At 65.4% G+C, this 20048-nt stretch carries 20 protein-coding genes, 1 tRNA gene and 1 riboswitch; of the genes, 6 read left to right on the forward strand and 15 right to left on the reverse strand.

Annotation, left to right across the window (positions count from 1 at the left end):
* On the reverse strand, positions 1-672 hold the full coding sequence (locus tag ACQKIE_RS17430) for an outer membrane protein (protein ID WP_427461468.1): 672 nt from the start codon (positions 670-672) through the stop codon (positions 1-3).
* Positions 673-983: 311 nt separating this feature from the next.
* Here ACQKIE_RS17430 and ACQKIE_RS17435 point away from each other — a divergent pair, with 311 nt between their 5' ends.
* The 4 genes from ACQKIE_RS17435 (at position 984) to ACQKIE_RS17450 (ending at position 4845) form a co-directional block, all read left to right on the forward strand.
* Positions 984-2888: a M61 family metallopeptidase gene (locus ACQKIE_RS17435; RefSeq protein ID WP_427461470.1), complete on the forward strand. Its 1905-nt coding sequence runs from the start codon at positions 984-986 to the stop codon at positions 2886-2888.
* Between the two features lie 107 nt (positions 2889-2995).
* Complete coding sequence (locus tag ACQKIE_RS17440; RefSeq protein ID WP_427461472.1) at positions 2996-3901, forward strand: LytTR family DNA-binding domain-containing protein; 906 nt, start codon at positions 2996-2998, stop codon at positions 3899-3901.
* Between the two features lie 55 nt (positions 3902-3956).
* A tRNA-Arg gene (locus tag ACQKIE_RS17445) sits at positions 3957-4033 on the forward strand.
* Positions 4034-4062: 29 nt separating this feature from the next.
* A complete protein-coding gene (locus ACQKIE_RS17450) occupies positions 4063-4845 on the forward strand; it encodes a hypothetical protein (RefSeq protein WP_427461474.1) in 783 nt (260 codons plus the stop codon).
* Positions 4846-4884: 39 nt separating this feature from the next.
* Here the strand turns inward: ACQKIE_RS17450 and ACQKIE_RS17455 are convergent, their stop codons facing one another.
* From ACQKIE_RS17455 to ACQKIE_RS17485, 7 genes are all read right to left on the reverse strand, one after another.
* Positions 4885-5073: a hypothetical protein gene (locus tag ACQKIE_RS17455; protein WP_427461476.1), complete on the reverse strand. Its 189-nt coding sequence runs from the start codon at positions 5071-5073 to the stop codon at positions 4885-4887.
* A complete protein-coding gene (locus ACQKIE_RS17460) occupies positions 5070-6056 on the reverse strand; it encodes a hypothetical protein (protein WP_427461478.1) in 987 nt (328 codons plus the stop codon). The genes ACQKIE_RS17455 and ACQKIE_RS17460 overlap by 4 nt, the downstream gene beginning before the upstream one ends.
* Before the next feature lie 97 nt (positions 6057-6153).
* Positions 6154-6900 (reverse strand): LytR/AlgR family response regulator transcription factor, encoded by a 747-nt coding sequence (locus ACQKIE_RS17465; RefSeq protein ID WP_427461480.1) that lies wholly within the window; start codon positions 6898-6900, stop codon positions 6154-6156.
* Positions 6897-8000, reverse strand: coding sequence for a sensor histidine kinase (locus ACQKIE_RS17470; protein ID WP_427461482.1), 1104 nt, complete (start codon positions 7998-8000; stop codon positions 6897-6899). The genes ACQKIE_RS17465 and ACQKIE_RS17470 overlap by 4 nt, the downstream gene beginning before the upstream one ends.
* A gap of 135 nt (positions 8001-8135) precedes the next feature.
* Complete coding sequence (locus tag ACQKIE_RS17475; RefSeq protein WP_427461484.1) at positions 8136-9173, reverse strand: D-cysteine desulfhydrase family protein; 1038 nt, start codon at positions 9171-9173, stop codon at positions 8136-8138.
* A gap of 125 nt (positions 9174-9298) precedes the next feature.
* Positions 9299-9472, reverse strand: coding sequence for a DUF1328 domain-containing protein (locus ACQKIE_RS17480; RefSeq protein ID WP_167028689.1), 174 nt, complete (start codon positions 9470-9472; stop codon positions 9299-9301).
* A gap of 34 nt (positions 9473-9506) precedes the next feature.
* Positions 9507-9725 (reverse strand): CsbD family protein, encoded by a 219-nt coding sequence (locus ACQKIE_RS17485; protein WP_427461486.1) that lies wholly within the window; start codon positions 9723-9725, stop codon positions 9507-9509.
* Positions 9726-9963: 238 nt separating this feature from the next.
* Between ACQKIE_RS17485 and ACQKIE_RS17490 the strand changes: the two genes are divergently transcribed.
* Positions 9964-10740 (forward strand): isocitrate lyase/PEP mutase family protein, encoded by a 777-nt coding sequence (locus tag ACQKIE_RS17490; protein ID WP_427461488.1) that lies wholly within the window; start codon positions 9964-9966, stop codon positions 10738-10740.
* A gap of 71 nt (positions 10741-10811) precedes the next feature.
* On the opposite strand, the gene ACQKIE_RS17495 is transcribed toward ACQKIE_RS17490, so the two are convergent.
* From ACQKIE_RS17495 to ACQKIE_RS17525, 7 genes are all read right to left on the reverse strand, one after another.
* Entirely contained in the window at positions 10812-11408 is a 597-nt protein-coding gene (locus ACQKIE_RS17495; protein WP_427461490.1) for a hypothetical protein, read from the reverse strand.
* A 128-nt stretch (positions 11409-11536) separates the two neighbouring features.
* Positions 11537-12364, reverse strand: a complete 828-nt coding sequence (gene queF / locus ACQKIE_RS17500; RefSeq protein ID WP_427461492.1) for an NADPH-dependent 7-cyano-7-deazaguanine reductase QueF — start codon at positions 12362-12364, stop codon at positions 11537-11539.
* A 55-nt stretch (positions 12365-12419) separates the two neighbouring features.
* Complete coding sequence (locus ACQKIE_RS17505; RefSeq protein ID WP_427461494.1) at positions 12420-13412, reverse strand: aldo/keto reductase; 993 nt, start codon at positions 13410-13412, stop codon at positions 12420-12422.
* Positions 13409-13852 (reverse strand): MerR family transcriptional regulator, encoded by a 444-nt coding sequence (locus ACQKIE_RS17510; RefSeq protein WP_427461496.1) that lies wholly within the window; start codon positions 13850-13852, stop codon positions 13409-13411. The genes ACQKIE_RS17505 and ACQKIE_RS17510 overlap by 4 nt, the downstream gene beginning before the upstream one ends.
* A gap of 47 nt (positions 13853-13899) precedes the next feature.
* A complete protein-coding gene (locus ACQKIE_RS17515) occupies positions 13900-14310 on the reverse strand; it encodes an acyl-CoA thioesterase (RefSeq protein WP_427461499.1) in 411 nt (136 codons plus the stop codon).
* A gap of 23 nt (positions 14311-14333) precedes the next feature.
* Complete coding sequence (locus tag ACQKIE_RS17520) at positions 14334-15362, reverse strand: ribonucleotide-diphosphate reductase subunit beta (RefSeq protein ID WP_427461501.1); 1029 nt, start codon at positions 15360-15362, stop codon at positions 14334-14336.
* Between the two features lie 40 nt (positions 15363-15402).
* Positions 15403-17898 (reverse strand): ribonucleoside-diphosphate reductase subunit alpha, encoded by a 2496-nt coding sequence (locus tag ACQKIE_RS17525; protein ID WP_427461503.1) that lies wholly within the window; start codon positions 17896-17898, stop codon positions 15403-15405.
* 157 nt (positions 17899-18055) lie between these two features.
* Positions 18056-18265: riboswitch (cobalamin riboswitch) on the reverse strand.
* A 157-nt stretch (positions 18266-18422) separates the two neighbouring features.
* On the opposite strand from ACQKIE_RS17525, the gene ACQKIE_RS17530 reads away from it, so the two are divergent.
* Complete coding sequence (locus ACQKIE_RS17530; RefSeq protein ID WP_427461505.1) at positions 18423-20048, forward strand: response regulator; 1626 nt, start codon at positions 18423-18425, stop codon at positions 20046-20048.

Genomic DNA, 20048 nt, shown 5'->3' on the forward strand with positions numbered 1-20048 from the left:
TCACCAGAAGCGGTACTCCACAGTGAGGCCGAGCAGACCAATATGGGCGGTTTTGCCCGGGTCGCGTGGACCGGCTGCTTTATAGCTATAGCGGTCGTAGCTCAGTGACAAGCCAACGTTTTCGTTGAAGTCGTAGCCGATGCCAACGCCACCATATATACGGTTTCCGCTCCATGAGTATCGGGATCGCGTCGTCACGCTCGGCTGAAAGATGAGACCACCCGATTCGGTGTAATGACCCTTTGCGCGCATGTGCGCCAGTCCGGCATGGGCGGTAACAGTGAAGTCGTACGGCAGATCCCATTTTCCGTTGATCCCGACGAGGAATGCATTGGCCTTTGACTTGTCTTGCACGTCGTGCTGTATAGACAGGCCGCCGTAGTGGGCTCGCCAAGTCGTGTCTCCGAGGTCGACATAGCCCGCCTCGACGCCGATGGCAAAAGGCCGGGCAACGACCCAGCGGTAGCCGCCAAGCACGCCGAAGGCGGTGCCGTTGTCGTCCTCATGCTGGTATCGCCCGGAGGGGTCGCGGTCCACATCGAAAAGCGACTTGCCGCCCGTCACGGACACGAAAGCGCCCGTCTGCGTGACGGAAGCGGAATCCGCCATCGCGGCGAACGAAGACGAGAGCAGCGCGGTGACGAAGGCTGCCTTGAGTACGGATGCATGCATGGTTATGTCCTTTAGTCCCTGTTGTCCTGGATGACGCGCAGCGCATAGCGCTGGCACGGCATTATAGGAATGCCCGCTGCGCCGGTCGCCATAACGGAAGACGTTCGACGAGGGGTATCCTGAAATACGAATCGGGGTCGCAAGAACTTGCTGGTAGCCCTCGGGGCCACCGCCTCCCACCCGTGACCTCTGGCATAGGGCGCCCCGGACGGTGGCGTTTAGCATCGAGAGCTTGCGCGGACCACAGGGGACCGTGCCGATCCGCTCGCACGGATGAACGGGCGACTTACCCGCTTCTCGGAGATTTATCTGTGAAATCCACCCTTCTTGCCTCCGCGCTGCTGGCCGCCCTGGCCGGCGTCGGCGCTTCGGTCGTCCACGCGGACGATGCCTCGACCGTTCCCGCCCCGCAGGATACGGCCTATAACGGCACGCTCAAGCTCACCGTCGACGCCACCGACCTCGACCACCGCATCTTCCGCGTCAAGGAAACCATCCCCGCGCAGCCGGGCCCGCTGACCCTGCTCTTCCCCGAGTGGATCCCCGGCCACCATTCGCCCACCGGCCCCATCGACCAGTTCGCCGGTCTCGTGGTGCACGCGGGCGGTAAGCGCCTCGAGTGGACGCGCGACAAGTACAACGTCTACGCCTTCCGCGTCGAGGTGCCGGCTGGCGCGACGTCCGTGGACGTGGAATTCCAGACGCTGACGCCGCAGGACACCCGCCAGGGCCGCGTCGTCATGACGCCGGACATCGTCAACGTGCAGTGGAACCAGGTGTCGCTGTATCCGGCGGGCTACCGCGCCGATCGCGTGCAGATCGATGCGTCGGTGAAGCTGCCGGCCGGCTTCCAGTACGGTAGCGCGCTCGAACAGGCCAGCAAGGATGGCGACACCGTCACCTTCAAGACGATCGATTACGACAACCTCGTCGATTCGCCGGTGTTCGCCGGTCGTTATTTCAAGCGCGTCGACCTCGACCCGAACGGTCGCTCGCCGGTGCACCTGAACATCGTGGCCGACAGCGCGAAGTCGCTGGAAATCAAGCCGGAGGCGCTGCAGATCCATCGCAACCTCGTGAAGCAGATGGACAAGCTCTACGGCGCGCGCCACTACAACCACTACGACTTCCTGCTTGCCCTGACCGACAAGCTGGGCGGCATCGGCCTGGAGCACCACCGTTCGTCCGAGAACAGCGCCGAGCCGAACTACTTCACCGAGTGGGACAAGAGCTGGCTAGGCCGTGACCTGCTGGCGCACGAGTACAACCACTCGTGGGACGGCAAGTATCGCCGTGGCGCCGACCTCGCCACGCCGAACTTCAACGTGCCGATGGGCGACAGCCTGCTGTGGGTGTACGAAGGCCAGACGCAGTTCTGGGGTAACGTCGTCGCTGCCCGTTCGGGCCTCGTGTCGCAGGACCAGGCGCGCGACGTGCTCGCCTTCGTTGCCGCCACATACGACAAGGGCCGTCCGGGCCTCTCCTGGCGCAACATCCAGGACACGACCAACGACCCGACCATCGCCCAGCGTCGTCCGCTCTCGTACCGCAACTACCAGATGAGCGAGGACTACTATTCGGGCGGTCAGATGGTGTGGCTCGACGTCGACACGAAGCTGCGTGAGCTGACCAAGAACAAGCGTTCGCTGGACGATTTCGCCAAGGCGTTCTTCGGCATGAAGGACGGCGACTGGAAGGTCAATCCGTACACGTTCGAGGAAGTGGTTTCGACGCTCAACGGCATCACGCCGTTCGACTGGTCCACGTACCTGCGCGAGCGCATCGACGGCCACAAGGGCGACCTGGAAGGCATCGAGCGTGGCGGCTGGAAGCTCGTGTACAACGACAAGCCGTCCGATGCGATCAAGGCCGTCGAAGGCCGTCGCCACTACACCGACCTCACGTATTCGGCAGGCTTTGCCGTTTCGTCGAAGGGCGACATCTCCGACGTTCGCTGGGACGGCCCCGCCTTCAACGCGGGCCTGTCGCCGGGCATGACGATCGTCGCGGTGAACAACAAGGAGTTCGACGGCGACACGCTGAAGGACGCCGTGACCGCCGCGAAGACGGACAAGGGTCCGATCGAGCTGCTGGTGAAGAACTTCGACCAGTACCGCACGATCAAGATCGACTACCACGAAGGCCTGAAGTACCCGCATCTCGAGCGGGACAAGAGCAAGCCCGACTGGCTGGGCGAGCTGTACAAGGCTAAGTAAGCAAGAGAAGAGGGCGCCGCGAGGCGCCCTCTTCGCGCGACCGGCATGCGTCGCGATAGACCGGCTTCGGCTCCACCCGCCAGGCTCCGACGCTCTACCATGTAGCCATGACCCGGCAACCTCCGCCCCCCGGCCTCGAACTCGACCGCGCCCATCGCCGTCGACGCCTCTTCATGATCGTTTTCTGGCTCCTCGCCTTCGGCAGCGCCACGGTCAGCAACATCCTCACGCTCCGCATCGATGCGGAGCGCTTCGGGCTCCCCACGGAGACGTGGCAGATCGTCACCAACGAAGTCACCAGCCTGGCGGTGTCCCTGCTGATGCTGCCGTTCCTGCTCCGCGCCTGCGATCGTTGGCCGCTGCACACGGATACCTGGCGACGGCGCCTGCCTCTGTATGTCCTCGGCAGCGTTGCCTGGTGCGCATTGCACATCGCGGGCATGGACCTGCTGCGCCTTGCCGTGTTCACCCTCATGGGCGCGCGTTTCGATCCGGGCTCGCTTTCCCTGCAGGCGCTCTACGAATACCTGAAGGACGTGCGTACCTTTTTCATCGTCGTGGCGGTCTGGCACATGGTCGAGTGGTTCGGCCGCCACGTGAAGGGCGAGGCGCGCCTCCTCGACGCTCCGGACGAAGGTCCGCCGGTGGAACCGGTCGACCGACCCGAGCGCTTCCTCGTGCGCAAACTCGGGCGCGACTTCCTCGTCGCGACAGCGGATATCGAATGGGCGCAGGCATCGGGCAACTACGTGAACCTGCGTGTGCGCGCCCGCGACTATCCCCTGCGCAGTACGCTGGCGGCGCTGGAGGCGCGGCTCGACCCCGCCGTCTTCGTTCGCGCCCATCGCAGCTACCTGGTCCACCTGGCGCAGGTCAGCGCCATCGAACCCCTGGACGCGGGGGACGCGCGCTTGCACATGGCCGATGGCACCGTCCTGCCATGCAGCCGACGCTACAGGGAGAGCCTGCGCGCCGTGGCGGCAGGGGCCGAACCGTCCCCGGCTAAGGCCTGACACCGAGGCTAGGCCGCCGTGGGCATTCCCGCTACAATGCCCGTCCGCTGTTTACGCGCCCGTAGCTCAGCCGGATAGAGTAGTGGCTTCCGAAGCCATTGGTCGGGGGTTCGAATCCCTCCGGGCGCGCCATTCTTTTAAGCTTCCGCCAGGGGATGTCCATGGAAGCATCGGCGAAGTCATGGCTACGTGCGGTAACCGCCTGCCTGCTAGGCGCATTAGGGACATTCGTCGCGCCACCCGCTGACGCGGACGATCAGGCCAAGATCACGCAGACCATCACGCTGCTCGGCAATTCCGCAGAGGAGCAAGCCGACCAGGAACAAGTCGTTGCTGCCGTCCTGCAGATTCGCGCGGGAAAAATCCAACAGGCGATCGACGGACCGCTGACCGATGTGGTGAACCGTTACGAAAAGCGGTACGGCAATCGCGAAAACGTCTTCTCGGCGCGCGGACCTGCGCTAGGGCTCATGTACATGTCGGAAGCCGCGGCCAAGCGTCTGCCCAACGCAACCGGAAACGCCACAGATGTCGGACCTGCATGGTCGATGGCGTATTGGGCGCGAGGATATGGCTATAGCGAAATGAATCGATTTCGGGACGCCGAGGCGGAACTGAAAAAGGCGCTGGCCCTGTCACCGCGGGACGCGCAATACGCGACCGAACTCGCTTACGTGTACCAGATGGAAGGACGTTTCGCCGACTCGCTGGAGCTTTTCAAGTCCGTGCCGGAAATGCTCGATACCATGGAGGGATGGGGCGACGCGGAGAAGAAAGAATTTCACTGCAAGTCCCTCCGGGGCCAGGGCTACAATCTGGTCGAGCTCAAGCGATTGGACGAAGCCGAGGCCGCCTATAAGGCATGTGTCGCGGTGATTCCCGGTGAGCCTAAGTCGCTTGCCGAGATCGAATACATCAACGGTGCGCGTGCCCAGGGACGCTGAGCTTTTTCTGTGTGCTTTTGTTCGACGCGGCGCGCTGGATCATTCGCCGCCATCGATGATGAGGACGGCATCAAGCCAGTCGACCAGCAGAAGGCCGGAACGGATCTCTTCATCGACGCGGTTCACCAGCGTCCTGCACATACCTGCTAGCTGGTTGTCCGAGATCGGCGCATCGGGCATGGCGACCAGCAGTGGAAGCAGCGCGCAGAGCATGTGCCCCTTGCTCATCGGCTCGTTTCCTCCGCTGTCAGTCCGTGCTGGCGCAATACGTCCGAGATATCGAATCGCCAGAGATTGCGCGACCCGTTGAGTGGTCCGGACAGGCGACGTTGCAGCGAGTCCACATCGTCGCGCGTCTTCGGGAAGCGCGTTGCAGGTTGGCGATTGCTCGCGATGTACAGTTCGCCGAAGTGCGGGCCGAGCGACGGAGCGTTCTCGAGGTCGCTGCTGTTCACGTCGCCGGCCAGGTGTTCCGGTGTCCCCCAGCGCCCGTCGGGCTGGCGAAACGCGATGTAGATGTCCGCCCGCCCAAGCGAGTCGCCTTCGTCCCCGGCAAACAGGATGAAGCGCTCCTGTGGATCGATCGCCGGGTCCATCCGGTTGTGTGTGACGTCGCCAAGGTCCACCCGTTCCGGCGCCGCCAGGCCCTGCGCCGTGCGGCGAGCGACATACACTTGGTAGAACTTGCCCGAGTCCGGCCGGTGAGCTGAGAAGTACACATCGCCGTTGGCCGCGAGCGATGGGTTATAGATCATGGATCCCTCGTTGAGGGCGCCGTCGACATGGACGGGTTCACCCCAGCGACCCTTGGCGTCGCGTTCCACGTACCAGAGATGGGTGCCGGGATAGGAGTGACCGTTCATCTCCGCCGTAATCGGCGCATCGCCTGCGTGCGGGGGTCTGTTCGATACGAAGTACACGCGCTTGCCGTCGGGCGAGAACGTCGGCTCGGAGTCATGCCACCGGCCAGAGAAGGGAGCGACCTCAGGGGTCGACCAGTTCGCTCCCTGCCGGCGCGATACCAGGATCGTGTCGTCCTGTTCGGCGAGATCGGAACGCATGAAAACGAGTGTCGCGCCATCGGGCGAGAGGGCGACGGTCGTTTCCTGCTGACCGGTGGATATGACGCCGGGCCCCACGAGGTCACCGGCGTCGGCGGCGGTACAGGTCAGGGCCACGACCAGGACCCAGGCAAGTCGGTGCGATCTCATGCGTCTCTTCCGTCGGCGGGAGTCGACAGCTTGGTACGCCCTTGCGGTTACCGCCGCAGCTTTGTGACGAGCGGTAGTACTTCGGGGCCGAGCGGTCTCAGGCGATGCCCAGTGCACGCCTTGCATGTGCGCGAAAACGCCGGCTCAGGTTGAGCCGGGTACCGTCGTGCAGCACGACGTCGGCATTCCCTTGGAACAAGGGATGGACCTCGCGGATGCGGTCGACGTTGACCAGCGTGCCGCGGTGGATGCGAAGGAAGCGCTGCGGGTCGAGCGTGGCGAGCAAGCCGCTGAGGGTGTCGCGGTGCAGGTACGACTGCTTGCCGACGTGGATCTGCACGTAGTTGCCGTCCGCCTCGATCCAGTCGATCGCCTCGGTGGCGATCACGCGGATGTGCTCCCCCACGCGTACGCTGATCCGCTGCAACGGCTCCGCCGATGCCGTCGACGGCGGGGACGCCTTGCCTGCCTGCAGGCCCTGCCAGTGCTTGCGCACGCGCGTCATGGCCTGGTCGAAGCGCGCCTGGTCGATCGGCTTCAACACGTAATCCAATGCGTTGGCGTCGAACGCGCGCAACGCATGCTGACCATACGCCGTGGCGAAGACGACCATGGGCAGCGTCTCGGGCTTGAGTTCGCGCAGCAGCTTGAAGCCGTCGAGGCCGGGCATGCGGATGTCCAGGAACAGCAGGTCCGGCGTCAGTGCGCCATAAGCTTGCAAGGCTTCGGCGGCGTTGCCGCACTCGCCCACGACCTCCACGTCGGGGTGCGCGGCCAACGCTTGGCGCAATGCCAGGCGCGCGAGCACCTCGTCATCCACGAGCAGCGTGCGTATCGTCTTCATGCCACGTGCTCGCGGTAGGGAAAGCGCAGCTCCACGCGCGTGCCACCCGCATTGTTGCGGCTGAGTTCCATGCTGGCAGCCGATCCGAAAAGCACGTCGAGTCGCGCACGCGTATTGCCGAGGCCGAGTCCTTCGGTCGGACCATCGGGAGGGAGACCCAGCCCGTCGTCGTCCACGCGCAGGTGGAGAAGGTTCCCTTCACGATGACTGGCGATGCTCAGGCTCCCCGGCTCGGCCTTGGCGAGGAGGCCATGGCGCAGGGCGTTCTCCACGAGCGGCTGCAGGATCATGCTAGGCACGGCCGCGTGCAACGTGTCGTCGGCCATGTCCAGCCGCGTCGACAGCCGGTCCTGGAATCGCACCTGCTGGATGTCCAGGTAGCAGCGCAGGAACTCCATCTCGCGCGACAGCGGCACCTGCTGCGCGTGGCGTTGCTCGAGCGTCATGCGCAGGAAGTCGCTCAAGCGCGCGATCATCAGGCGCGCCTGCAGGGGCTCGGCCAGTGCCAGCGCGGAGATGGCGTTGAGGGTATTGAACAGGAAGTGCGGCTGCAGCTGCATGCGCAAAGCCTGCAATTGCGATTGCACGAGCTGCGTCTCCAGCTGTGAACTGCGCAGCCGCTCGTCGCGCAGGCGCCGCCGCGACTCGAGCCCGCGCAGCACGACCAGAATGAGCCAGTAAGTGAGCAGGGAGAGGTGGATGTTGTAGGCGAACTGCATGCCCACGAAGGCAGGCAAGGTGCGGACGGGCATGTGCCCCGGTCCGCAGAGCGCCCAGAAGATCGACAGTTGGGCCACCATCTGCGCCAGTGCCACCAGCAGCCCGGCCGGTACGTGCACGGCACAGAAACGCCGCCAGCCGACGCCCGTGGTGATCCGCCCTAGCCAGGCGACCAACGGCACGAGCGCCATCCACAGCCAGAAATTGGACAGGTTCCAGATCAGCCCCCGCGACCAATCGGGCGTCCTGCCCTCGCTGATCGACGACAGGCCCGCGCTGAGCGCGTACGACAGGGCCAGCAGCGTCCAGAAAGCGAACGCCAGCGCTTGCCGCGCGAAAACGGTGCGCGCGAGGGAGGAATCCTCTCGGATCGTGTCCACCGGGTTGTCGTCTCCCACGGATGCCAGGCGGGCAGTGTGCGGCCTGCCGGTGGCGCGGGGAAGTACGGTGAGGACGAACGGTCCGCCGGAGGGGACGAGCGGCGCCTGCGCGTGGCAGCAGGGACGTCCGTCGACTCAACCGGCTGCGCCGGCAAAGTCTGCCCGGTAGGCGTACAAGCCCGGTACGCCGCCCGTGGCGATGAACAGCACCTGCTCGCCATCGCGCACGATGCCGTGGCGAAGATCGTGCAGCAAGCCAGCGAAAGCCTTGCCGGAATACACCGGATCGAGCAGCAGGCCTTCGCGGCTGGCCGCCAGGCGCACGGCGTCCTTCATGCCCGTCGTCGGCACACCGTATCCATCGCCGAGGTGGGCGCCATCGACGCGGATGGCGTCGACGTCGAGCGCCGCCTTGGCACCGAGAAGGTCGAGCGCATCCCGCGCCATGGCCAGGGTGGCGCGTTGCGCGCTGTCCGCCGTAGCGAGCACCGTATATGCCGCGACGGTAGCCGGTGAGCGATCCATGGCCGCGAGGCCCGCAACCAGCCCCGCGTGCGTACCACTGCTGCCGTTCGGGACGACGATGCGATCGAAGCGCAGCCCCAGCGTGTCTTCCTGCATCGCGATCTCGCGTGCGCAGCGCGCGTAACCGAGCGCACCCAGCGGCGTCGATCCACCTGTCGGCAGCACGAGCACCTTGCGACCCACGGCGCGCAGTTCGTCCGCGCGCGCCTCGGCGTGCGCCCGTCCATCCGCACCGCGCGGTAGCACGACCGTTCGGGCACCGAACAAGTCGTCGAGAAGCACGTTGCCGTTCCTCTCATAGTCGGCGTCGTCCCTGGCAACGAGGCGCGAAAGGATCAGTTCGCAGGCGAATCCATGTTTCGCCGCGGCCGCGGCGGTAAGGCGGGCATGGTTCGACTGCAGGCCACCCACGCTGACGATGGTGTCGATGCCTGCCGCACGGGCATGTCCCAGGTGGTATTCGAGCTTGCGTAGCTTGTTCCCACCACCACCGAGCGACATGACATCGTCCCGCTTCACGAAGAGCGCGATCCTCCGCGTCGCGAGGCCCAGTTCCTCTTCGATGCGCGTCAGGCGCTGGATCGGCGTCGGCCCGTCGAGCAGGTCGAGGCGGGGAAGGCTATCGAACACGTGCAGGCTGGCAGGCATCGGCGGGCTCCGGGCGAATGGCGATGATAGGCCCGGGAGAACATGCTCCGACGCCTTTGGGCGGCGGACGAAAAAAAGCCCCGGTCTGGGGCCGGGGCTTTCGTGCGCTGACCAGGTACCGCTGCCTATACCCTGGGCCCGCGACGCAAGCCGCCGAACAGCAGCGAAAGAATGAAGAGGATCAGGAAGACCACGAACAGGATCTTCGCGATGCTGGCGGCTCCAGCGGCGATGCCGGTAAAGCCGAAGACCGCGGCGATAAGCGCGATCACGAAAAAGATAACGGCCCAATGAAGCATGATGATGTTCTCCTCTGGCGAGTACGGGGTGGTTTCAGTAGTTCCGATCGTGTTGATCGATGCGGTCGCGGAAATCCTTCACCTGCCTTTCCGCTTCGTCCCTCGCCACGCCATAGCGCTCCTGGACCTTGCCCGCGAGGTATTCGCTGCTGCCTTCGGCGACCTTCAGGTCGTCGTCGGTGAGCTTGCCCCACTGTTCCTTCACTCGGCCGCTCAATTGCTTCCATTGGCCCTTGAGGGTGTCTTCGTTCATGGCGGTTCCTCGATCGGTGGATGCCCGCACGACAGATCGCCGTGCCAGGTCGGGGGCCATTCGAGCATCGGCGGGTTGAACGCCGTGTCTGTGACGAGTGAGGTATCGGCTCACCGGGTCTTGGCGTTCCGTACACGGGCCGGTCCGACGCGCGCTCGGGAATGGCCACCCGAAAAGCAGTTGCGGGCGGCCCTGCCATGGTGGATCGTGGCGCCTCCGCTCCCAAGGAACTGACCGCATGAACGCGCAACGCTTCCGTGACCTCCACACCGGCCCGGCCCTTTTCGTGCTGCCCAACGCATGGGACGCGGCCAGCGCGGCGGTGGTGCGCCATGCTGGCGCTTCCGCCGTCGCGACGACGAGCGCAGGCGTGGCCTGGTCATGCGGTTGGCCGGATGGCGATCGCCTTCCCGCCGCGGAGATGCTCGCGGCGGTCCGCCGGATCGCCAGGGCCATCGACGTGCCGCTGACGGTGGACGTCGAAGAGGGATGCTCCGACGACCCCGCCGACGTCGCGACCTTCGTTGCCGCGCTGGTGGATGCCGGTGTGGCGGGCATCAATATCGAGGACGGCACCAAGCCACCCGATGTGCTCGCCGCGAAGCTGCGCGCGGTGCGAGCCGCCCTGGGTCCACGTGACCTGTACATCAATGCGCGGACCGACGTCTATCTGCGCGGCATGGCCTCGGGCGATGCCGGCGTGGAAGAAGTGTTGCGCCGTGCCGCGGTGTACCGGGATGCGGGCGCGGATGGACTGTTCGTCCCGGACATCAAGGTGATCGACGAGGTGCGGCGCGTGGCGGCGGGTGCCGCCCCCATGCCGTTGAACGTGATGCTGGTGCCCGGCCTTCCGTCGCGGGAGGCGCTGTTCGAGGCCGGCGCACGTCGGCTCAGCGCCGGCATCGCGTTGTCGCTGGAGGCGTATGCGACGGTGGGGCGCATGGCGGCGGAACTGCTGGAGCGCGAGGCACCAGAGGTTGGATACGGCACGCTCAACACGCTGCTCGATCGCTGACGACCGCCGCGAAAACAAAAAGGGCGCGATGTGAATCGCGCCCTTCGTTTACGGAAGCAGGCCGAAGCGACTTACTTCTTCTTCACCTCGAACGCTTCGTTACCCACGGCCTGGCCGTTAAGGGACACGGTGAGCTTGTACTTGCCTTCCGGCCATTCGTTCGGGTTCTGGATCTTGAACGTCGTGACGGCCGGGCCATCGGTGCTCACCGACTGGCTGATGTCGCTCACGGTCGTGGTGGTGTCGCCGTCCTGATAGGTCCACTTGGCGTTCAACGTGGCGCCGGCGGTGGTGCCTTCGGTGGCGACCGACGCGTAGATGGTCTTGTCGGTCGGCGCGAAGGTGGTCTTCTCCTTCGACACCTTCTTGTCAGCGCCCACGGCGCTGCCGAGCGTGACCGAGCCCACCTTCAGCGTGTCGGCCGCGGCGACGGGAGCGGCCGGGGCGGCGGCGGGCTGCGCGGCGGGTGCCGGTGCGCTGGCGGCGGTGGTCGCGACGGCCGGTGCCGGAGCCGACGGAGCCGGCGCCTGGGCGGGTGCGGCCGGGGCCGTGGACGCCGCCGCCGGGGCGGTGTTCTGCTGCTCTTCCTTCTTGCCGCAGGCGGTGAGGACCAGCAAGCCGGCGACAGTGGCCGTGCAGAGAGCGGACGAGCGGAAGGAAAGCTTCATGGTGTGGATTCCGGAATGGCTTGTCGGGTTCTAACGAGGCGTTTGAGGGCAAATCCCTCGGCCGCCGCAGCGTACAGGCTACACAACTAAAGGCAAGAGCTATGAAGAATGCATGAATGCGCCATTCATCATTGCCGCGCACCGCGCGGATTGCCGGGCACGGCGAGAGGATCGCTACTGCGGAACGGATTGATGTCGAGCCCGCCCCGGCGCGTGTACCGCGCGTACACCGCCAGCTCGTCCGGCGCGCAACGACTGCTCAGGTCCATGAAGATCCGCTCGACACACTGCTCGTGGAATTCCGTGTGGTTACGGAAGGAGACCAGGTAGCGCAGGAGGCCCGCACGGTCGATCGGCGCGCCCGTGTAGGCGATCTGCACGCTGCCCCAATCGGGCTGTCCCGTTACGGGGCAATTCGAGCGCAGCAGGTGGGAGACCAGTACCTCGCGCACATGGCCGTCGTGCGAAGCGAGGAAGCCCCCCTCGGGCGGGCCGTAGTTATCGAAATCGAGCTCCTGCGTGTCGAGGAGCACGCCCTCCGGCTCCGCCAGTGGCGTGCCGGCGAGTTCGCCCGGCGTCCGCAGCGTCACGCTCACCGGGCCACCAGCGGCGGCGGAGAGATCGCGGGACAGCGTGTCGTGCACGTGCGAGGCGTCCACCATCCGCTCTTGCGCAAAGCTGTTCAGGTAGAGCTTGAAGGACTTCGACTCGACGATGTTTGGGGTTGTGGCTGGAAAGCGGAATTCCGCCACGGCCACGACGGGCTTGCCACGGGTATCGAGCCAGGAAAGCTCGTAGCCGTTCCAGATGTCCACGCCGTGGAAGGGCAGGTCGGCGCCGGAGACGCCGATCTCGTCGCGCTTTCCCTGGCGCGGAATGGGGAAGAGCAGGCCCGCGTCGTAGCGGTCGGCATAGACGGTGGACTTGCCCAGCGGCGAGTGTTCGGGGGACGACATGGCGGTTTGCTGCTGCGAACAAACCGCCATTATAAGCCCTTACGCGGACAAGGACTTACGCGTTGATGGAGCCCATCATGTTGGACGCGTAGCGATCGCCCGCCGCCGAATCCGGCGGGAAGACGGCGTCGATCTCGGCCACTTCCGCGGCACTGAGTTTCACGTCCACCGCGCCGGCGTTCTCCTCGAGGTATTTCACGCGCTTGGTGCCGGGGATCGGCACGATGTCGTCACCCTTCGCGAGCACCCAGGCGAGCGCCAGCTGTCCGGCGGTGCAACCCTTGTCGGCGGCAAACGCCTTCACCTTGTCCACGATGGCGAGGTTCTTCGCGAAATTCTCGCCGGCGAAGCGCGGGTTGATGCGACGGTAATCGTCCTCGGCAAAGTCTTCCGGCCTGGTGATGGCGCCGGTGAGGAAGCCGCGGCCCAGGGGGCTGTAAGCGACCAGCGCGATACCGTGATCGCGACACGCGGCCAGCGAGCCGGTGGTCTCGGGATCGCGTGTCCACAAGGAGTACTCGCTCTGCAGGGCGGTGATCGGGTGGACGCTGGCGGCCTTGCGGATCGACTCGGCCGATGCCTCGGAGAGGCCGAGGTGGCGCACCTTGCCCTCCTCGACCAGCCGCGCCATCGCGCCCACGGTCTCCTCGATCGGCACCGTGCGATCCACGCGGTGCTGGTAATAGAGATCGATGTAATCGGTCTTCAGGCGACGCAGGCTGCCCTCGACCGACGCGCGCACGTATTCCGGGCGGCCGCTTATGCCGCGCTTGAGCGGCTCGGCGGGGTCGCGGACGATGCCGAACTTGGTCGCCAGGAACACCTTGTCGCGGCGGCCGGCCAGCGTGCGGCCGAGCAATGCCTCGTTGGTATGCGGACCGTAGGCATCGGAGGTGTCCCAGAAAGTGATGCCCAGTTCCAGGGCTCGCTCCAGCGTGGCGATCGATTCCTTCTCGTCGCCGGCGCCGTAGAACTCGCTCATGCCCATGCAACCGAGGCCGAGGATGGAAACCTCGGGGCCGTGCTTGCCGAGTTTGCGGGTGATCATGCGTGTCTCCTTCGTTTCGAGGGGAGTTCCGGTGTCGTCGGCGTGGCCGGCGTCACCGTGGGGATGTCTTCGTCGGGGTAGATCGACCGGTAGAGCGCGATCTTTTCGTCCAGGCGCGCGATCGTCTCGGTGAGGTCGACGAGTTGCGTACGCAGCTTTTCCGCATGGCGGGCGAGCAGGTCGCCGCGCTGGCGGATGCTTTCCGGCGTCTCGCCCAGCCGTCTCAGGCGGACGTATTCCTGGATGTCGCGCATGGACATGCCGGTGCAGCGGAGTTTCAGCACGAACTGGATGAGGCGCATCTCGGCCTCGCCGTAGATGCGCTGGCCGCTGCGCCTCGGCACAGGATCGATCAGGCCGATCTGCTCGTAGTAACGCAGCGTATGGGTGGTGAGGCCGGTCGCGAGGGCGGCCTCGGCAATGGTCAGGGCGTCAGGCATACGGAAAGCGTACGCCTTCGAGTGCGCTCTAAGTCAACCCGGCGGACTCAGGATGGCAGGGATGAATCGACCGGCGTCGGCTTCAGGTCGTTGTCCAGGGCGATCATCGTGAAGGTGCCGCGCGTGCAGAGCTCGCGCGCACCGGTCAGGAGTTCTTCGGTGAACATCGCCACGTCGACCTTCATCGACGTTCGGCCCACTGAAACCACCGTGGCGACCAGTTCCACCATCTGGCCCTTGCGGACCGGGACGTGGAAATCCACCTGCTCCGAACGCGCCGTGACGACCACCTTGCGCGAGTAGCGCGAGGCGGCGAGAAAAGCCGCCTTGTCCATCCAGGCCAGCGCCTGTCCACCGAACAGCGTGCCAAGGTGATTGGTATGGTCGGGAAAGACGATCTCGAGGACACGGGCCTCGGTGGGGCGGGCGATGGGGAGCATGGCGGCGTCGTCGGTCATGATGGTTCTCATTCTACGCGCCTTCAGAACGACTGGTCGAAAGCCACCTCGCCCTGCACGCCCACCTGGTACGAGGAGACGCGACGTTCGAAGAAGTTGGTGAGTTCCTGCACGTCCTGCAGGTCCATGAAGTCGAACGGGTTCCTCGCGCCGTACTTCTTCGGCATGTCCAGTTGCACCAGGCGCTGGTCGGCGCAGTATTCGAGGTACTGGCGCATGTCGGCCACGGAGAGCCCCGCGACACCGCCGGAGAGCACGTCCTGCGCGAACTGCGTCTCGCAGGCGATGGCTTCCTCGAGCATCGCTTCCACCTGTTCACGCATGGCGTCGTCGAAGAGGTCGGGTTCCTGCTCGCGCACCGTGCGCACGACATCGAAGGCGAACGCCATGTGCCCGGACTCGTCGCGGAACACCCAGTTGGTGCCCGAGGCCAGGCCATGCAGCAGGCCACGCGAGCGCAGGTAATAGACGTAGGCGAACGCGGCGAAGAAGAACAGCCCCTCGATGCACGCGGCGAAGCAGATCAGGTTGAGCAGGAACTGGCGGCGGTGCTCGCGTGTTTCCAGGCGGTCGAGCTTCTGGATCGAGTCGATCCACTTGAAGCAGAACTCGGCCTTCTGGCGGATCGAGGGAATGCTCTCGATGGCGGCGAAAGCCTTGTTGCGTTCCGCGGGCTCGGGAATATAAGTGTCCAGCAGGGTCAGATAGAACTGCACGTGCAGCGCTTCCTCGTAAAGCTGGCGCGAGAGGAACATGCGGGCCTCGGGCGAGTTCACGTGCTTGTAGAGGTTCAGCACGAGATTGTTCGACACGATCGTGTCGCCCGTGGCGAAGAACGCCACGAGCCGGTGGATCAGGTGACGATCCGCGTCCGACATCTTCGACTTCAGGTCGGTGACGTCCAGCGAGAAATCCACTTCCTCCACGGTCCACGTGTTGCGGATGGCGGCGCGGTACATCTCGTAGAACTGCGGGTACTTCATCGGCCGCAAGGTGAGCTCGAAGCCTGGGTCGAGGATGTGCGTGTCGCGGGTGATGGGAGAAACAGACATCGGAGTACCTCTGGAATACGGTGATCGCGTGGGATTCGCCTTACTGGCAGGCTTCGCAGTACTCGGGGTTTTCCAGCGAGCAGAACACCGCGGCTTCGGCCTGTTCTTGCGCATCGGCGATCGGCGTGACCGGTGTCGGTGCGGCGGCAGAGGACGCGACCGTCGTCTTCGCGATCCGCGTGGCGGGGCGCGAGCGCAGGTAGTACGTCGTCTTGATGCCGGACTTCCACGCGTACATGTACATGGAGGAAAGTTGCCCGATATTCGGATTTTCCATGAACAGGTTGAGCGACTGGCTCTGGTCGATGTACGCGCCACGGGCGGCGGCCAGGTCGATGAGTGCCTTCTGCGGCAGTTCCCAGGTCGTCCTGTATACGGCGCGCAGCTGCTCGGGAATCGCGCCTATGCCCTGGACCGAACCCTCCGCCAGCTTGATCTGGTCGCGAACCTCCGCGGTCCAGAGCCCGAGCGTCTTCAGCTCTTCCACCAGGTACCGGTTGACGACGAGGAAGTCGCCGGAGAGCGTCTCGCGCTTGAAGAGGTTCGACACCTGCGGCTCGATGCATTCGTAGCAGCCGGCGATGGACGCGATGGTGGCCGTGGGCGCGATGGCGATCAGCAGTGAATTGCGCAGGCCCTTTGCCTTGATCTTTTCGCGTAGTTCGGCCCAGCGAGCCTCCCTGCCCGTGGGGGTGGCGGCGGGCCAGTAATCGAACTGGAGCTCGCCGTTCGCCGCGCGACTCTCGTCGAAGCCCGGATGGGCGCCATCGCGTCCGGCAATCTCGTTGGACATCGACAGCGCGTGGAAGTAGATCTCTTCGGCGATGCGCGTGGAGAGATTCCTTGCCTCATCCGAATCGAACGGCAGGCGAAGCTTGAAGAAAACGTCCTGCAAGCCCATCACGCCAAGCCCGACGGGGCGCCATTTCATGTTCGCCGTCTTCGCCGTGGCGATGGGATAGAAGTTCAGGTCGATGACGCGGTTGAGCTGGCGCACGGCGGTGCGGACCGTCGTGGCGAGTTTGTCGTAGTCGAAACGTCCGTCCACGACATGGCGGGCGAGGTTGATCGAGCCGAGGTTGCACACCGCGGTCTCGTTCTCGTTGGTCACCTCGAGGATCTCGGTGCAGAGGTTCGACAGGTGGATGACGTTCTGCGGCAACGCGGTCTGGTTGCTCGTGGCGTTGGAGCGGTCCTTGAACGTCATCCAGCCATTGCCCGTCTGCGCCAGCGAACGCAGCATGCGTGCATAGAGTTCGCGGGCCTTGATCGTCTTCGCCGCGAGCCCGGCCGCCTCGGCCGTCTCGTAGGCGGCGTCGAACGCGGCGCCCCACGTGTCGACGAAGTGCGGCACGATCTTCGGGTCGAACAGCGACCAGTCACCATCGGCCTCCACGCGCCGCATGAAGAGGTCCGGCACCCAATTGGCGAGGTTGAGGTTGTGCGTGCGGCGCGCATCGTCGCCGGTGTTCTCGCGCAGTTCGAGGAACTCCTCGATGTCGGCGTGCCACGACTCGAGGTACACACAGGCGGCGCCCTTGCGCTTGCCGCCCTGGTTGACGGCGGCGACCGAGGCGTCGAGCGTCTTCAACCACGGCACCAGACCATTGGAATGGCCATTGGTGCCCTTGATGAGCGACCCGCGCGAACGGATGCGCGAATAGGCGAGGCCGATGCCGCCCGCGAACTTCGACAGCTGCGCCACGTCGCCATACTTGGCGTAGATGGATTCCAGGGCGTCCTGCGGCGAGTCGAGCAGGAAGCAGGAGGAAAGCTGCTCATGCGCCGTGCCGGCGTTGAACAGCGTCGGCGAGCTGGCGAGGTACTCGAGCGACGACAGCATGCGGTAGAGCTCCAGCGTCTCGGCCACATCGTTGCCGCCGAGGGCGCAGGCGATACGCATGAAGAAGTACTGGGGTGTCTCGATGACGAAACGCTTCGTCGGGTGGCGCAGGAGGTACCGGTCGTAGACCGTGCGCAGACCGAAGTATTCGAAGCGGCGTGACGCGCCCAGGTCGATCGCGTCGTTGAGCTTGCGCGCATTGACCTGCACGAAGTCACGCAAGCGCTCGTTGAGGATCCCCAGCTCGAAGCCCGTGGCCACCGACTGCGAGAACGACTGGATTTCCTGGCCGGCCACTTCCTTGTCGATGAAGGCGGAAAGCAGGCGCGCGGCAAGCTGACCGTACTCCGGCTCCTCGGCGGTGAGGGCCGCGGCCGTGCGGATCGAGAGCTGGTCGAGTTCCTGCGTGGTGGCGCCGTCGTAGAGCCCGCCGATCGTCTTCAGCGCCACGCGCATCGGGTCGACGGCATGGAGGCCGTCGGCGCTGCGCGTCACCGCGCGCACGATCTTGTTCACATCGACGGCTTCCTGTCCGCCATTGCGCTTGGTCACGCGCATCTGCCCGGGATTGTGTGGTGGCGTCAGGGCAAAGGCGGGCGGCGGGGCGTCCTGGCGATAGCCGGCGGAAACAGGAATGGCGGCGGCTTCGGCCGTCTCGGTGCGCTCGCGCGCGGCGGTATCCATCGTGGTCATGTGTGGCGTGCCCCAGGGCCAGGTCCAAACTCCCGTTCCCTCGGACGGGGCTCGAAGTGGCGACGCCTGCACGGAAAGGGCCGGGACGGAGCTCGCCAAGGGCGGCACCGATCCGCGACGCGCTTCCCCGCGGAAGCCGTCACTGCAATCGGCACCGATCAGGCACCGATTGCTGGCAGGTCTTCGGACTCGTGGACGGGGCCGTGAGGCCTTGCCTACCCGTCGCTTCCCAGTCGCGGAGGACCAGTGCATTGAACGGGATCGTTTCCACTTACCGCTGCGGGGCAGTTCCGGATTCGCACCGGATTCCCTATTAAGTCCGACGGGCAGTCGCGCCTCTCCGGACACCAGCGAGACACACGATATAGGCCTCAGGCAGGCAGGTCAACACCACATCTAGTGATCGCCGGGCGAATCTCGACAGCGCGCGGCTTGTAGCAATCGTGTGAAGATCATCTACACAAAGACAACGAGGCTCCAACGATAGAATCTGCGCCCACCGGACAAATACCACCCAGAGGCCGATGCCACCCTCCACCGTGCACCCTGCCGAGAACGGCGACGAAAGCGGCGAACTAGCCGCCGGCCTTACCCAGGAACAGCTGCGCCAGGCGCAGAAGATGGACGCCATCGGGAAGCTTACCGGCGGCGTCGCACACGACTTCAACAACCTCCTGCAGGTCATCAGCGGAAACCTCCAGCTGCTGGCCTCCGACGTCGCCGGCAACCCCCGGGCGGAACGCCGCCTCGCCAACGCGATGGCCGGCGTGGCCCGTGGCTCCAAACTGGCCGCGCAACTGCTGGCTTTCGGCCGCCGCCAGCCCCTGGCGCCCAAGGTGGTGAACATCGGCCGCTTCGTCCGCGACATGGACGACCTCCTGCGCCGCGCGCTGGGCGAGGAGATCGAGGTGGAGACGGTGATCGCCGGTGGCCTTTGGAATACGCTGGTCGATCCCGGCAACGTCGAGAACGCGCTGCTGAACCTCGCGATCAATGCGCGTGACGCCATGGAGGGGCGCGGCCGGCTCACCATCGAAGCGGGCAACGCGCTGCTGGATACCACGTACGCTTCCGCGCACGGCGACCTTCGCGCGGGCCAGTATGTGATGATCGCGGTTACGGACACGGGCAGCGGGATCGCGCCGGACATCATCGACCAGGTCTTCGAGCCGTTCTTCACCACCAAGCCCGAAGGGCAGGGCACCGGCCTTGGCCTGTCGATGGTCTATGGCTTCGTAAAGCAGTCGGGCGGCCACGTTAAGATTTACAGCGAACAGGGACACGGCACCACGGTTAAGATTTACCTGCCGCGTTCGACCCAGGGCGAGGACCGTGTGGTGGACATCGAGGAAGAAGACCTGCGTGGTGGCGACGAGACCGTCCTTGTAGTGGAGGACGACGACGCCGTGCGCGATACCGTGGTCGCCATGCTCGGTGACCTCGGTTACCGCGTGCTGAAGGCGCGCGATGCGGAAAGCGCGCTGTCCATCATCGAAAGCGGCATCGCCATCGACCTGTTGTTTACCGACGTGGTCATGCCGGGGCCCCTGCGCAGCCCGGAACTCGCGCGGAAGGCCAGCGAGCGGCAGCCCGGCATCGCGGTGTTGTTCACCTCTGGCTATACCGAGAACGCCATCGTCCACGGCGGCCGCCTGGACGAGGGCGTGGAACTGCTGAGCAAGCCATACACCCGGGACCAGCTCGCCCGCCGCGTGCGCTTCGTGCTCGCCGACAAGGCGCGGAAGGCTGCCACGTCGGCCACACCCGCCACGTCGGCGGCCGCGACTCCGGCTCGCCCGCCGCTTCGCGTGCTCGTCGTGGAAGACGATGCGCTGATCCGCATGTCCATCGCGGAGATGCTGGAAAGCCGTGGGCATGTGGCGCTGGAGGCCGGCGACGGCAACGAGGCGCTGCGGATACACGCCTCGCAGCCAGTCGACGTGCTCTTGGCGGATGTTGGCCTGCCCGGCATGAACGGCGTGGAGGTCGCGGCGAAGCTGCGCGAAACGCAGCCGAACCTGCCGGTGCTCTACGCCACCGGCGACCATACGGCGAACGGGGTGCGGCGCGACGAGCGCACGGCGATCCTCGTCAAGCCGTATGGCGTGGCGGACCTCATGGAGGCGATCGCGCGACTGGCCCGGCGCTGA

It is taken from the genome of Luteibacter sp. NPDC031894 (assembly GCF_050273135.1).
Taxonomy (GTDB): domain Bacteria; phylum Pseudomonadota; class Gammaproteobacteria; order Xanthomonadales; family Rhodanobacteraceae; genus Luteibacter.